Source organism: Dactylosporangium sp. NPDC051485 (genome assembly GCF_040682015.1).
Classification (GTDB): domain Bacteria; phylum Actinomycetota; class Actinomycetes; order Mycobacteriales; family Micromonosporaceae; genus Dactylosporangium.
In genome coordinates, this window is sequence record NZ_JBFAZW010000050.1 from 1 (window position 1) to 14312 (window position 14312).

Consider the following 14312-nt stretch of genomic DNA (forward strand, 5'->3'; position numbering starts at 1 on the left):
TCATCAAAGCCCAGGTGAAGGTCGGCGGCCCCGCGCGCAGTCGCCGGCGCCGTCAGCCCGGCGGGGTCACCGCGTAGACGGGGGCCGAGCGGGGCGAGCGGGTGCCCAGCAGGCCGCGGGCATAGACCGCGAAGGTGTACTCCTTCGCGCCGTGCAGCCCGGTGAGGGTCACCTCGGGCCGGTTGGTCGTCAGGATGAGGGTCTCCGTTGCTCCGTTCACCGCCACGACCTGATATGTCGTACCGCTGCCGCCCCGCTTCCAGGCCAGCCGGACGCTGTGCGGGGTCACGTCGGTGACCTCGAGCCGGGCCGGGGCGCCGCGCGGGGCGGTGGGAGCGGCCGCCGTACCGTTGCGATAGATCGTGGCCTCCCGGGTGTCCGTGGAGATGCCGTTGGGCCCGGTGAGCAGGCGGCGGCCCCAGGCCGTGCGGTTGGCCGGGTCGAAGTCGTTGACCAGGTCGAGGTAGTTGAACTCCTTCTCGTTGCCGCTCCACGACCAGCCGAAGTAGCCGACGTCGTGGGCCTCGGCGTAGGCCATGATGGCGTCCTCGTCGGGGTTGCCCCACTCGTGCTGGCCGGAGAACTCGCCGATGATGATCGGCAGCCGGTTGCGGCCGAACGCGGTCAGGTACGAGTTGACCTTGGCGGCGTTGTTGAACTCGCCGTACATGTGGACGTCGAAGACGGTGTTGCCGGTCGGGTCGGCCGCCTCGACCTTCGGCGCGTTGTCGCGCATGAGGAACGCCTCGTCCTGGCCCCACCCGGGGGCGTCGACCAGCAGCGTGTGCTTGAAGCCGGCCGCGCGCAGGGCCCGCACCGCGTCGCTGGTCTGCTGCACCCACGGCCAGTCCGCGCCGACGCCGAAGGGCTCGTTGGCGACGTTGATGATGATGTGGTCCTCCTGGCCGGCCAGCTGCGCCTTCAGCCCGATCCAGAAGCGCACCGCGTCGGCGATGGTGGTGGCGTGCTTGTCCTGGCCCCAGCCGGAGGTGTCGTGGGCGTCGAGGATGCAGACCAGCCGGTTCTGCCGGCACAGCGCGACGATCGTGCTGACCTCCTCCGGCTTCGTCTTGCGGAACATGTGGCCGATGCCCAGCGGCACCCGCACGGCGTTGGCCCCGGCCGCCTTGATGGCGGCGAACGAGCCGTTCTTGTCCGGGTACCAGATGAAGTCGTGGTTGACGCCGCGCAGCACGAGGTCGCTGCCGTTGGCCTCGACCAGCCGCCCGTCGCGCACCCGGATGGCGTGGTCCGCGGCGGCGGACGGCCCCGGGGGCGCAGCGGGGGCGGGCTCGGGCAGCAGCAGGACGGCCGCCGCGAGCATGGCAAGGACCAGCACGCTCCGCATGGCGGTGGCGGCTACCCGGCGCCGGGGCCGCATATCCGGCTTACCGGGTGAAACTGGGCGTTCGCCCGCGCAAGGCGGGCCGGTGGATCACGGCAACGGCACGGGATGGCGAGCGTCGGGCGCGCCCTGAGGCATCTGCATATCCTGCTCGGTGGCCTCGGCGGAGGCCGCCTCGGCGATGCGCTCCAGCACGGTGCCCAACATGTCGAGGGTTTCGTCGTCGAGGCGGCTGAGCAGGCGCCGGGACGCGCGGGTGCCGCCGTCGGTGATCTCGTTCAGCGTCTCCCAGCCGGTGGGGGAGAGGTGGATGCGCCGGATGCGCCGGTCGTGGGCGTCCTCCGTGCGCGTCACGTAACCCTGCGCCACCAACCGATCGACGATGCCCGACAGTGTGGCCAGGGTCACGCCGAGGTGCCGGGTCAGCTCCTGGGAGGGGATCCCGTCGTGACGAGACAGCAGCAATAGCACCTTGAGCTGCTGCATCGTGAGGTTTACTGAGAACAGGGGATTGGCTCGGTCGTAGGCGAGCAGGACGCGCATCCGCTCCTCGGCCATCGTGACGCGGTGCAGGAGCGCTTCCCTGTGGGTCTTCACAGCAATGTTTTACCCCCTGGACAAATTTCGCGCTAGACAAACGGTTAGCATCGCACGAACTAACGTCTGTCTTAGCCGACCGGAAGAAGACTCCAGACATGTCGTTCCTCGCCCGGCTCAGTTTGGCGAACCGGGGGCTGGTCGCGATCATCGCGATCGTCGTCCTGGGCTTCGGCGCCATTGCCATCCCTTCACTGAAGCAACAGCTCATCCCCTCGATCGACTTTCCGGCCGCCTTCGTGGTCGCGCCCTACCCGGGCGTGTCGCCGGACATCGTCGAGGAGCAGGTGACCAAGCCGATCGAGGGCGCGCTGCAGGGCGTGCCCGCGCTGAAGGACATCACGTCGACCAGCCGTGAGGGCGTGGCGACGGTGCAGGTCTCGTTCGAGTACGGCTCCTCGATCGACGACATCACCAACAAGATGAACACGGCCATCACGCGCATCAAGTCGCAGCTGCCGTCGACCGTCGACCCGCAGGTCATCGCCGGTTCCACCGACGACCTGCCGGCCGTGGTGCTCGCCGCGTCCAAGTCCGGCGACCAGATCGCCTTCGCCCAGCAGCTCAACCAGATCGTGGTGCCGGCGCTGCAGGGCATCGAGGGCGTGCGCCAGGTCGAGGTGACCGGCGCCGAGAAGCAGAATGTCCTCATCACGCTCGACCCGCAGAAGGCATTCCCGGCCGGGGTCAACGGGCAGACGCTGACCGCCGCGCTCAAGGCCAACGGCGTGTCCTTCCCGGCCGGCACCCTGACCGAGGGCGACAAGTCGCTGTCGGTCCAGGTCGGCGGCACCCTCGCCACCCTCGACGAGCTCAAGGGCCTCAACGTCACCCCGACGGCCAAGCTCGGTGACGTCGCCACCGTCGAGCTCAAGACGGTCGAGGCCACCGCGATCACCCGCACCAACGGCAAGCCCAGCCTCGGCATCTCGGTCACCGCGTCGCCCGACGGCAACGCCGTGAAGATCAGCCACGCGGTCCGCGACAAGCTCGACGACCTGCAGAAGCAGCTCGGCGGCGACACGAAGCTCACGACGGTCTTCGACCAGGCGCCGTTCGTCGAGAAGTCCATCAAGAGCCTCTCCACCGAGGGCGCGCTCGGCCTGCTCTTCGCCGTGATCGTGATCCTGGTCTTCCTGTTCTCGCTGCGCTCCACCCTGGTCACCGCGGTGTCGATCCCGCTGTCCGTGGTCGTCGCGCTGATCGGGCTGTGGGTCGGCGACTACTCGCTTAACCTGCTCACCCTCGGCGCGCTCACCATCGCCGTCGGGCGGGTCGTGGACGACTCGATCGTGGTGCTGGAGAACATCAAACGGCACCTGGAGTACGGCGAAGAAAAGGTCCACGCCATTCTCACCGGCGTGCGCGAGGTCACCGGCGCGGTCGTCGCCTCGACCCTGACCACGGTCGCCGTGTTCCTGCCGATCGGCCTGGTCGGCGGCCTGGCCGGCGAGCTCTTCCGGCCCTTCGCCATCACCATCGCGGTCGCGCTGATCGCCTCGCTGTTCGTCTCGCTCACCGTGGTGCCGGTCCTGGCCTACTGGTTCCTGCGCCGCCCGAAGGCGCTGGCCGCCGAGGAGCGCGAGGCGGTCGAGGCCAAGGCCCTGGAGAAGGAGCGCCGCAGCGCGCTGCAGCGCACCTACGTGCCGATCGTGAGCTGGGTGACCCGCAGCCGCGGGACCCGCTGGGCCACGGTCGCGGCCAGCATCGTGGTCTTCATCGTGACCATGGGCCTCGCCAGCGCCCTCAAGACCAACTTCATCGACGGCTCCGGCCAGACCGAGTTCTCCATCTCCCAGGAGCTGCCGCTCGGCTCCAGCCTCGCCACCACCGACGCCGCGGCCAAGAAGATCGAGGACATCCTCGCCAAGCGCGGTGACATCGAGGCGTACCAGGCCACCATCGGCGCCTCGGCCGGCTTCGGCTTCGCCGGCGCGCAGTCGGGCAACACGGCCAACTTCTCGGTCACCGCGAAGGAGGGCACCGACGTCGAGAAGGCCGTCGACGACCTGCGCACGCAGATCGCCGCGGCCGGCGACAGCGTCGGCAAGGTCAAGGTCACCGCGGGCGGCGGTGGCGGCGGCGCCGCCGACCAGCTCCAGGTCATCGTCAAGGCCCCCAACCCCGGCGACCTCGCCAAGGCCTCCGGCCAGGTCGAGGAGGCCATGAAGGGCCTGTCCGGCATCGCCGACGTGGAGAGCAACCTCGCGTCCAGCAACCCGCGCGTCGACGTGCACGTCAAGCGGGACGTGGCGGCGAAGTACGGCCTGTCGGACGCGGCGATCGGCGGGATCGTCTCCGCGGCCTACCGCGGCCAGACCCTCACCCAGCTCACCGTCGACGGCTCCCAGCGCGACCTGGTGCTGCGCTCCGGCCCGGCCCCGGCCTCGCTGGACCAGCTCAAGGCGCTGCAGATCCCGGTGGCGGGCACCCCGCCCTTCGTGCGCCTGGACCAGGTCGCCGACGTCAAGCAGGACACCGGTCCGGTCGCCATCACGCGCATCAACGGCAACCGCAGCGCCACGGTGACCGGCCGCGCGACCGGCGACAACCTCGGCGCCGTCTCCACCGACCTGAAGAAGAAGCTCGACGCCCTGCAGCTGCCGTCCGGCGCGACGGTCTCCCTGGGCGGCGTCAGCCAGCAGCAGGCAGAGACCTTCGGCCAGCTCGGCCTGGCCATGCTGGCCGCCATCGCGATCGTCTTCATCATCATGGTGGCGACCTTCAAGAGCGTGGCCCAGCCGCTGATCCTGCTGGTCTCGATCCCGTTCGCGGCCACCGGCGCGATCATCCTGCTGCTGACCACCGGCACCCCGCTGGGCCTGCCCGCCATGATCGGCGTGCTCATGCTCATCGGCATCGTGGTCACCAACGCGATCGTGCTGATGGACCTCATCAACCAGTACCGCGAGTCCGGCATGCCGGTCCGCGAGGCCGTGGTCGAGGGCGGCCGGCGCCGCCTCCGCCCGATCCTCATGACGGCGGTGGCGACGATCTGCGCCCTGCTGCCCATGGCGATCGGCCTGACCGGCGAGGGTGGCTTCATCTCCCAGCCGCTCGCCGTCGTGGTGATCGGCGGCCTCATCTCCTCGACCCTGCTCACGCTCGTGCTCGTCCCGACCCTCTACACGATGGTCGAGTCGACGAAGGAGCGTCGCCGCCAGCGCCGCGAGGGCAAGCACGCCTCGCCGGTGACGGCGCACGAGGTGCCGGGCGGGGAGGCGGACGGGCGGCACCGCGTCGACCCGCTGGAGCCTGCGCCTACCGCGTAGTCACTCCTACCGCACCAACTGACGGCCGGCCGCTCCTGTCCTGGGGGCGGCCGGCCCTTTTCGTGGGCCGCCGTCGGGTCCTGGGGCGGCCGGCCTTGCTCGTGGGCCGCTGTCGGGTCTCACCACCGCGCGGGGCTTGCCGCGCCTCCGCGCCTCCGCGCCTCCGCGCCTCCGCGCCTCCGCGCCTCCGCGCCTCCGCGCCTCCGCGCCTCCGCGCCTCCGCGCCTCCGCGCCTCCGCGCGCTCTCGGGGCGGGTTGCGTAAACAGGTTTGCCGCGTAAAGTAGTTTGCATGACGCCCGTCGATGACGATGCCCCTCCGGCCTCGGCCGCCGAGTCACTGGAGCTGATCCGCAAAGAGCGCGCCGCCGCGGCCCGCACCCTCCAGCTCAACCCGCTGCTCTACTACGTGCCGTGGGGCGGGGCGTGGCTCATCGGCTTCGGGCTGCTGTTCCTGCGGTACGGTCCGAATGGAAGGGTCTTCGTCGATCTCCCCGACTGGCTGCCGCTGGCGAGCCTGTTCGCCCTGATGGCCCTGGCCATGATGGCCACCGTGGGCGTCTCCGCCGTGCGCGGCCGGGGCCTGGCCGGGCGCTCCTCGTGGCAGGGCACCGCCTACGGGTTCGCCTGGTTCTTCGCCTACGCCGGCGTCGGCACCACGACGAACCACTTCGCGAGGCTGCTGCCGGAGAATGAGCGCGGCCTGCTGTGGGCCTGCGTCTCCGTGGGGCTCGTCGCCACCATGTACATGGCCGGCGCCGCCGTCTGGATGTCCCGCGACATGTTCATCTTCGGCGCGTGGCTCACCGTCATCAACATCGCCGGCGTGGCCGCGGGGCCCGGCTGGCACTCGCTGCTCATCTCGCTCGGCGGTGGCGGCGGCCTGATCCTGCTCGGCCTGCTCCTGCAAGTGCGCGCCCGCCGATGAGCGACCTCGATCCCGTGATCCACGCCCAGGCCCGCCTGCGCATCATGGCCGCCCTGTCGAGCCTCGGCCCCGGCGACCGCATGACGTTCCCCAAGCTCCAGCAACTGCTCGACATGACCGCCGGCAATTTGTCGGTCCACCTCACCAAGCTCGAGCAGGCCGGCTACGTCGAGGTCGTCAAGTCCTTCCGCGGCCGCACCCCGACCACCTCGGCCGGCCTCACCAACCGCGGCCGGGTCGCCTTCGACGACTACACCGCCCAACTCCGTGCCCTGCTCGACCCCCCGAAGGAGTCGTGACATGCTCGCCCGCACCGTGGCCGTGACCCGCCGCTACGGCGACACCGTGGCCCTGGACCAAGTCTCGCTGGACATCCCGCCCGGCGGGGTGCTCGGCCTGCTGGGCCCCAACGGCGCCGGCAAGTCGACGCTGCTCAACCTGCTCGTGGGGCTGCGCCGCCCGACCTCCGGCACCGTGGAGCTCTTCGGCGGCGACCCCCGCGACCCGGCCAGCCGCCGCCAGATCGGCGTCACGCCGCAGGAGACCGGCCTGCCGTCCACCCTGCGCGTCCGCGAGTGCCTGGAGTTCGTCGCCAGGCATTTTCCGGATGCGGTACCGCACGAGGAGACCCTCACCCGCTTCGGCCTGACGGAGGTGGCTCGCCGGCAGACCGGGGGCCTGTCCGGCGGCCAGAAGCGCCGCCTCGCCGTGGCGCTGGCCTTCGTGGGCCGACCGCGCCTGGTCTTCCTGGACGAGCCCACGACGGGGCTGGACGTCCAGGCCCGCCGCGCCCTGTGGGACGCCATCCGCTCCTTCGCCGACGACGGCGGCACGGTCGTGCTCACCAGCCACTACCTGGAGGAGATCGAGGCGCTCGCCGACCGCGTGGTGGTCATCGGCCAGGGCCGCATCCTCGCCGACGACACCGTTGACGCGATCCGCGCCATGGTCGGCATCCACCGTGTCAGCCTGGCCGGCACGGCGGACCTGCCCGACCTGCCGGGGGTGGTCGGCGTCGAGCGCGCCGACGGCCGCACCTCCCTGCTCACCCCGGATGCCGACCAGCTCGTGCGCGACCTGGTCAACTCCGGCGTACCGTTCCATGGCCTGCAGGTCCAGCCCACCACGCTGGAAGAGGCCTTCCTGACCCTGACCGGAAGGTGACCCCGTGTCCAGCCTGGCCCTGACCCACGCCCGCTTCCGCATCCTGGAGACCATCCGCATCCCCATTGCGGTGGTCGGCGGCGCCTTCTTCCCGGCCGCGTCGATGCTCTTCTTCGTGGTCCCCTTCGCCGGCGACAACGCGACCGCCGCCACCTTCGCCACCGCGTCGATGGTCATGTTCGCGGTGATGACGAGCTCGCTGTTCACCTATGGTGTGGGCGTGTCCGAGGACCGGGCCCAGCCCTGGGACCCGTATACCCGGACCCTCCCGGCCGGCCCCGGCGCCTCCTTCGCCGGCCGCATCCTGTCCGGCCTGGCCTTCACGACCCTGTCCCTGCTGCCCGTGGTCCTGATCGGCGCCTTCTTCACCGCCGCCACCGCGACGTGGACGGGCCTGCTGCTGGCGGTCGGCGCCGTGATCCTGGGCGCCCTGCCGTTCACCTTCATGGGCCTGGCCATCGGTTACGCCCTCCCGATGAAGGCGGCCCTGGCGGTGGCCCAGATCATCTTCTTCCCGCTGGCCTTCGGCGGCGGCCTGCTGTCGGCGCCGAACCAGGCCCCCGGGTTCGTGGAGACCATCGCCCCGTACCTGCCGACTCGCGGCGCGGTCGAGCTCATCTGGGCCTCGGTCGGCGACTTCCACGTCTCCGCGACGTCGATGGTCGCCCTGGCCGCCTGGACCGTGGCCATGGCCGCGGTCGCCGCCTGGGCCTTCCGCCGCGACGAGGGCGCCCGCTTCCGCTAGCGCTCCCGGGTCGGATCGTGGACCGACGGTGGCGCGGCTCGCATATCTTCCGTGCCACCGGGCGAAAGCCATCGGCCGAAGCCACACGACCGACCCTGGGGGCGAGTCCATGTCCACCAACCCGATCGGCCGCGCAGTGTCCCGCGTGCGCTCCGCCTTACGCGAGTGCGAGGATCTCGAGCTTCGTCCCCCGGCGACGGAGGCGGCGGTGGCCGCGTTCGAGCAGCGGGTCGGGGCCCGGCTGCCCGAGTCGTACCGCACGTTCGTGCTCGAGGTGGCCGACGGGATCTGGACGGACGACGAGCCCTGGCTCTACGGACTCGAGGACGTGGCGCTCGAGGCCGACAACGGCGAGGGCGATCCGGCCCGGCCGTTCCGGTACGGCGACGCCGAAACGTCCGCGATGCTCGCGGCCATCGCCGAGCTCCCCGAGGGGGAGGGCGTCCTGGACGACGAGCGCCTGACCGCGCTGCAGAAGAGCGGCGACCCGGACGGCTGCCTGACCATCGCCAACCACGGCGGCAACGACTTCTCGGTGCTCGTGGTCACCGGCGAGCAGGCCGGGTGGGTGTGGCGCACCGGCGAGGTCGACGTGCCGGAGACCCGGGAGCTCTACTCGGCGACCCGGGGCGCGACCCCGCTCGACTTCCTGTCGTGGCTGGAGGTGTGGGCGCGGGAGTTCGGCTGAGGTGGAAGTCTCCGGCGTTGCCGCGGAGCGCGACCGTCGCCGAGTGGTCAGTACCGGAACGTCTGCACGATCGACCGGAGCGAACCGGACAGCTCGGCCAGGCTGCCGGCCGCCCGGTTCGCCTCGCCGATGCCCGTCGTCGTGAGCTGCACCGACGAGGCGACCGACCCGATCGTCTCGGCCACCTGGCGCCCGGCGGCCGAGACCTCCTCCACGCTGCGGCTCATCTCCTCGGTGGTGGCCGACTGCTCCTCGACGGCCGAGGCGATCGTCGTCTGGTACTCGTTGATCCGCTCGATGATCTCGCCGATCTCCTCGATCGCGGCGACCGCCTCGGAGGTGTCGGACTGGATGGCGGCCACCCGCCGCCCGATGTCGTCGGTGGCCCGTGCGGTCTCCTGCGCGAGCTCCTTGACCTCGTTGGCCACCACGGCGAAGCCCTTGCCCGCGTCCCCGGCCCGGGCCGCCTCGATGGTGGCGTTGAGCGCGAGGAGGTTGGTCTGCTCGGCGATCGATGTGATCAGCTTGATCACGTTGCCGATCTCGGCGGAGGACTCGCCGAGCTGGCCCATGACCGTGCCGCCGCGGCCGGCCACCTCGACCGCCCGGCCGGCGACCGTGACGGCCTGGGCGGCGCTCTGCGAGATCTCCCGGATCGAGGCGCCCATCTCGGTCGCCCCCGCCGCCACCGTGGCGATCGTGGTGGACATCTGCTCGGCCAGCCCGGCCACCGCGCCGGCCTGGTGGGCGCCCGCCTCCGCTCCGGCCGCGCTCTGCCTGCTGGTCAACGCCAGCTCCTCCGACGCGGCGGCGAGGACCGTCGCGTGCTCGGCGAGCGTGGCGACGGTGCCGCGCAATTGCGAGGTCGCCTGCCGCAGCGCCCCGGCCATCTGCCCGACCTCGTCGCCCCGGTCCACGCCGGCGTCCTGGGTGAGGTCCCCGTCGGCCACCGCCCGCAGGACCCGGGACACCCGGCCGAGCGGCTGCACGATCATCCGCCCGATGTACAGCGACAGCGCCACGGCCAGCACCATCGCCGCGCACAGCAGCACGATCACGGTCAGCCGCGTCGAGTACACCGTGTCGTCGAACGACTGCCCGGCCACCAGTGCCTTGTCGGCCCGGGTGATCTCGGCGTCGATCAGGTCCTCGTACGCCTTGCGCAGGTCGCGGTTGGTCCCGAACGCGTCGGCGGTGGCCTTGGCTTTGTCCGTCGGGTATGTCGCGAACTCGGCCCTGAGCGCGTCGAACCAGGCGTCCACCCCGGATTGGATCTTGGCGAGGCTGGCCTTTTCGGCCGCGCCGGCGGTCTTCGCCGCATCCTGCATCGCCGCGCTCACGGCCGCCTGCCGGCCCAGCGCCTCGTCGCGGAACCGTGTGTCGCCGCCGACCAGGTAACCGCGCTCATCGTTGGCCGCCGCCCTGGCGGCCAGGGCCGCCCGGTTCAGCGCCGCGATGTACGGCACCGCTCTGCCGACCTCGGTGTCGCGCGTGCTGTTCAGGTCGGCGATGCCGGCCAGCGCGAGGATGCCGGTGGCGGCGGTGCCGGCGATGGCGACGGCGGCGACGATAAGGATCTTGGTGGACACGCGGCGGGAACCCAGCCAGCGGCGCATGAATTGCTCCGTTCGGACGCTTCTGGCAATCCAAACGGCCGGTGGGCGCCACGGATGAGGAAAACGGTGCGCAAGGATGTCGCCGTGGAGAAGTGGGTGTCGTTCCGCCGATCGAGGCCGGACCGGGTCGTCGACCTGGTCCGGCGGGTGGCCGAGGCGCGCGATCCGGGCGAGCACGGGCACGGGGTCGAGGTGGTCGTCGAGGCGCCGCGGACCAAGTGGTGGAAGGCGCTGTTCAACCGGGACGACAAGCTCGCCCAGGCCCGGATCGTGGTGACCCGGGAGGGCGGCGAGGTGCGGTACCCGTTCGACATCCAGCTCGTCACCGCCTACGGCGCCAACGCCGCCCACCGCGTCGGCACCCGCCGGGGCTGGGCGGTGAGCAACTCGGCCGGCCTCGCGTTCGTGATCCAGAAGGGTACGCACCGCACGGAGTTCGACTTCGAGGAGCTCACCGCCGGCGCGGTGGCCGCGCTGGCCCGGCTGCGCCGCAAGCCCCGGGAGCGGGGCTGGCGGGCCCGGATCGACCGGTCGGTCAGACGGAGTTGACGGTCTCGATCTCGTCGTCCGACAGCGAGAAGCCGAGCACCGAGAGGTTCTCCCGCATCCGCTCGGGACGCGTCGACTTCGGGATGATGACGATGTCGTGATGCAGCTGCCAGCGCAGTACGACCTGGGGCACCGTCACCCCGTGCGAGGACGCGATCGCGAGCAGTCGCGGGTCGTCCAGGGGAGTGTTCTTCAGTGAGCTGTAGCCCTCCACGACCACCCGCCGGTCCCGCATGTCGGCCAGGAACTTCGGGTCGTGCTCGGCCGGGCTCCAGGCGACCTGGTTGACGACCGGCGTCTCGCCCGTCTCGCGGACCAGCTCGTCGACGAGCTGGGTGTCGTAGTTGCTCACCCCGGCGCTGCGAATCCGCCCGGCGTCGCGCTGCTCGAGCAGGGCGATCCAGGTCGGCAGCGACTTGCCGCGGGCCGGCGGCCAGTGGATGAGCCACAGGTCGACGAAGTCCACGCCGAGCGCCTTCAGGCTGGCCTCGAGCGTCTGGCGCTCCCGCCCCGCGTGCGACGGCGGCAGTTTGGTGGTGATGAAGACCTCGGAGCGGTCCAGCCCGCTGTCGCGCAGCGCCCGGCCGATCTCCTCCTCGTTGCCATACATGGTGGCCGTGTCGATGTGCCGGTAGCCGGCGTCCAGCGCGGCCCGGGTCGACTCGTAGGCCGACCGGCCCGTGATCTGCCACGTGCCGAACCCGATGGTCGGCAGGCTCACGCCCGGCGCCAGCTCGACGGCTGGAATCTCAAGTGCCATGCCCCAATAGTGCCCGAAAGCCTCCGCGGTCCACTGTGGATGAAAAACAAGACCCGGCACTCGTACGTCACGAGCCTACGCGCCTCGCGGTGCCCGATGTTGCCCCGAGGCGGTAGCGTGCGTTCATGCCGGACCTCCAGTTCCCGCCGGGCTTCCGCTTCGGCGTGTCCACCGCCGCGTACCAGATCGAGGGCGCCGTCGCCGAGGGCGGCCGCGGGCCATCCATCTGGGACACCTTCGCCCACACGCCGGGCCGCACCCGGGGCGGCGACACCGGCGACGTGGCCTGCGACCACTACCACCGCTGGGAGTCCGACCTGGACCTGATGGCCCGGCTGGGCGCCGGCGCCTACCGGTTCTCCATCGCGTGGCCCCGCATCCAGCCCACCGGCAGCGGCCCGGCCAACCCGGCCGGCCTGGACTTCTACGACCGCCTGGTTGACGGCCTGGCCGCCCGCGGCATCGACCCGCTGGTCACCCTGTTCCACTGGGACCTGCCGCAGGCCCTGCAGGACGAGGGCGGCTGGGCCAACCGCGACACCGCGATGCGGTTCGGCGAATACGCGGAGCTGGTCGCCGAGCGCCTGGGCGACCGGGTCAAGCTGTGGATCACCCTGAACGAGCCGTACATCCACTTCGCGCTGGGTCACGTCCAGGGTGTGCACGCCCCCGGCCTGACCATGCTCAACGACCAGCTGCCCGTGGTACACCACCTGCTCCTGGCCCATGGCCTCGGCGTCTCGGCGCTGCGCCGCGCGTCGGGCGCCCCGGTGACGCTGGCCAACAACTACTCCCCGGTGTGGCCGAAGTCGGAGTCGGACGAGGACCAGCTGGCCGCCGCGATGTACGACATGGTGCAGAACCACCTGTTCACCGACCCGATCCTGCTCGGCGAGTACCCGCCCGGCTACGAGTTTCTGACCAGTGCCGACGTCGACTCGATCGTCATGGAGGGCGACCTGGAGGTCATCTCCCAGCCGATCCAGGCCCTGGGCGTGAACTACTACAACCCGAGCCTGATCGCGGCCCCGCCCGAGGGCGACCCGCTGCCCTTCGTCCGCCTGGACATCGAGGGGTACCCCAAGACCGCCTTCGGCTGGCCGGTGATCCCCGACGGCCTGCGCGCGCAGCTGGTTGCCCTCAAGGAGCGCTACGCGGACCGCCTGCCCCCGATCTGGATCACCGAGAGCGGCTGCTCCTACCCCGGCCTGGACGACCAGTTCCGCATCGACTACATCGCCGGCGACCTGCAGGCGGTCCGCGCCGCGATGGACGCCGGCGTGGAGGTGCACGGCTACTGCACGTGGTCGCTGCTGGACAACTTCGAGTGGGCCGAGGGCTACGAGCAGCGCTTCGGCCTCGTCCACGTCGACTTCGACACCCAGCAGCGCACCCCGCGCCGCTCCTTCGAGTGGTACCGGGAGCTTTGCACCGCAGCTGCACCCCGCCCGGACTTGCAGGGCGACCCGACCGGATGACACGGTGAGTGCGGCGGAATCCGTAGCGTTGCGCAGGTCAGTCGTGCGCAGCCGTTGGGAGTTCGTCGTCGTGACCGAGCAATACGCGGAAGCCCTCCTCTACCTGGTCCCGGTCGTGGTGGCCGCGGTGGTCGCCTTCATCGTGACCCGCCCCGAGCAGGACCAGGAGCCGGAGGCGGCCACTCCCACCGTGCCGCCCGGGCTCCCGGAGCGCCGCGCGCTGCCCGCCGCCCCGAGGTTCATCCCCCAGCAGCGGACCTACCAGCCGCTGAACCGCCGGGCCAACCCGTTGACGGCCGCGCCGCAGCCGCCGTCGCCGACCCTGCTGCACGCCGCCCTCTCGTCACACTTCGCCGCGGTGGCCGCCGCCACGGGCTCCTCGATGGCCCCGGCGTCGGCCAAGCAGCCGGCGGTCCGCCCGTCCCGCCTGGTCTCCATCCGCCGGCCGGCCCGGATCCCCCGCCGGCCCGTCCACCGCTGCCCGCACAAGCCCTGACATGTTGTCGTCCCGGTGGCGCTTCACTGCTTGAAGCTGAACAACCGCCGAGTGGTGAGCGGCCGGGGCGCCCCCACCAGCTGGTGTACGCCCACCCCGATCCCGAGCTCCGGGGGAGCGTCGAACGCCACCTCCCGGAACCCACCCTCGGCGAACCACCCGCGGATCCGCTCCGGGACATCGGGCTCCCGCCGATGCCGGGTCCAGACGACGGTCCCGCCCGGCGCGGCCAGCTCGGGCAGCGCCAGCACGGTGCGCCGGATGTCCTCGTCGCCGATGTTGCCGAACACCCCGCAGACGAGCACGACGTCGGCCGGCACGAACTCGACGAAGCTGCCGGTGTCCCCGGCGTCCGCCTCGACCACGCGCAGCCCGTCGAGCCCCGCCCCCGCGACCCGCTCCCGGGCGATCCCGGCATTCGTGGGGTTCAGCTCGACCAGCCCGCCGCGCACGTCACCCCGCCGCGGATGTCCGGCCAGCGCCCGGACCACGTCGTGCCCCTGCCCGGCGCAGAGGCTGACCAGCCGTACCTCTCCCGGGGGGAGCGCCTCGACGGCCCGCCGGATGTGACCGGCCACCAGGGACAGCCGCATCCCGAGCGCCGACCCCGCCACGTCATACGCCTCATGCCAGGCCACCCATCGATCCATGCCGTGACACTATCCGCGGCGTTCAC

General features: G+C 71.4%; 14 protein-coding genes. 9 read left to right on the top strand and 5 right to left on the bottom strand.

What is annotated here, in order from left to right; genetic code table 11:
* Positions 1–52: 52 nt before the first annotated feature.
* Together AB0M46_RS26450 and AB0M46_RS26455 are read right to left on the bottom strand one after the other, a co-directional pair.
* On the bottom strand, positions 53–1348 hold the full coding sequence (locus AB0M46_RS26450; RefSeq protein ID WP_363340045.1) for a cellulase family glycosylhydrolase: 1296 nt from the start codon (positions 1346–1348) through the stop codon (positions 53–55).
* Positions 1349–1435: 87 nt separating this feature from the next.
* Positions 1436–1942 (bottom strand): MarR family transcriptional regulator, encoded by a 507-nt coding sequence (locus tag AB0M46_RS26455; RefSeq protein WP_363340047.1) that lies wholly within the window; start codon positions 1940–1942, stop codon positions 1436–1438.
* Between the two features lie 98 nt (positions 1943–2040).
* On the opposite strand from AB0M46_RS26455, the gene AB0M46_RS26460 reads away from it, so the two are divergent.
* The 6 genes from AB0M46_RS26460 (at position 2041) to AB0M46_RS26485 (ending at position 8737) form a co-directional block, all read left to right on the top strand.
* Entirely contained in the window at positions 2041–5214 is a 3174-nt protein-coding gene (locus AB0M46_RS26460; protein ID WP_363340049.1) for an efflux RND transporter permease subunit, read from the top strand.
* Positions 5215–5504: 290 nt separating this feature from the next.
* Positions 5505–6140 (top strand): transporter, encoded by a 636-nt coding sequence (locus tag AB0M46_RS26465; RefSeq protein ID WP_363340051.1) that lies wholly within the window; start codon positions 5505–5507, stop codon positions 6138–6140.
* Complete coding sequence (locus tag AB0M46_RS26470) at positions 6137–6439, top strand: transcriptional regulator (protein WP_363340053.1); 303 nt, start codon at positions 6137–6139, stop codon at positions 6437–6439. The genes AB0M46_RS26465 and AB0M46_RS26470 overlap by 4 nt, the downstream gene beginning before the upstream one ends.
* Position 6440: 1 nt before the next feature.
* Positions 6441–7304, top strand: a complete 864-nt coding sequence (locus tag AB0M46_RS26475) for an ABC transporter ATP-binding protein (RefSeq protein ID WP_363340055.1) — start codon at positions 6441–6443, stop codon at positions 7302–7304.
* 4 nt (positions 7305–7308) lie between these two features.
* Complete coding sequence (locus tag AB0M46_RS26480; protein WP_363340057.1) at positions 7309–8049, top strand: ABC transporter permease; 741 nt, start codon at positions 7309–7311, stop codon at positions 8047–8049.
* A gap of 109 nt (positions 8050–8158) precedes the next feature.
* Positions 8159–8737: an SMI1/KNR4 family protein gene (locus AB0M46_RS26485; protein WP_363340059.1), complete on the top strand. Its 579-nt coding sequence runs from the start codon at positions 8159–8161 to the stop codon at positions 8735–8737.
* Between the two features lie 47 nt (positions 8738–8784).
* On the opposite strand, the gene AB0M46_RS26490 is transcribed toward AB0M46_RS26485, so the two are convergent.
* Positions 8785–10353, bottom strand: coding sequence for a methyl-accepting chemotaxis protein (locus tag AB0M46_RS26490; protein ID WP_363340061.1), 1569 nt, complete (start codon positions 10351–10353; stop codon positions 8785–8787).
* Between the two features lie 84 nt (positions 10354–10437).
* Between AB0M46_RS26490 and AB0M46_RS26495 the strand changes: the two genes are divergently transcribed.
* Entirely contained in the window at positions 10438–10902 is a 465-nt protein-coding gene (locus AB0M46_RS26495) for a hypothetical protein (protein ID WP_363340063.1), read from the top strand.
* Here the strand turns inward: AB0M46_RS26495 and AB0M46_RS26500 are convergent.
* A complete protein-coding gene (locus AB0M46_RS26500) occupies positions 10889–11662 on the bottom strand; it encodes an aldo/keto reductase (protein WP_363340065.1) in 774 nt (257 codons plus the stop codon). The two genes, AB0M46_RS26495 and AB0M46_RS26500, sit on opposite strands and share 14 nt — an antisense overlap.
* A gap of 125 nt (positions 11663–11787) precedes the next feature.
* On the opposite strand from AB0M46_RS26500, the gene AB0M46_RS26505 reads away from it, so the two are divergent.
* A complete protein-coding gene (locus AB0M46_RS26505; protein ID WP_363340068.1) occupies positions 11788–13140 on the top strand; it encodes a GH1 family beta-glucosidase in 1353 nt (450 codons plus the stop codon).
* Positions 13141–13210: 70 nt separating this feature from the next.
* Positions 13211–13636 (top strand): hypothetical protein, encoded by a 426-nt coding sequence (locus tag AB0M46_RS26510; RefSeq protein WP_363340070.1) that lies wholly within the window; start codon positions 13211–13213, stop codon positions 13634–13636.
* Between the two features lie 23 nt (positions 13637–13659).
* Here the strand turns inward: AB0M46_RS26510 and AB0M46_RS26515 are convergent, their stop codons facing one another.
* Positions 13660–14286 (bottom strand): class I SAM-dependent methyltransferase, encoded by a 627-nt coding sequence (locus tag AB0M46_RS26515; RefSeq protein ID WP_363340072.1) that lies wholly within the window; start codon positions 14284–14286, stop codon positions 13660–13662.
* Positions 14287–14312 lie beyond the last annotated feature (26 nt).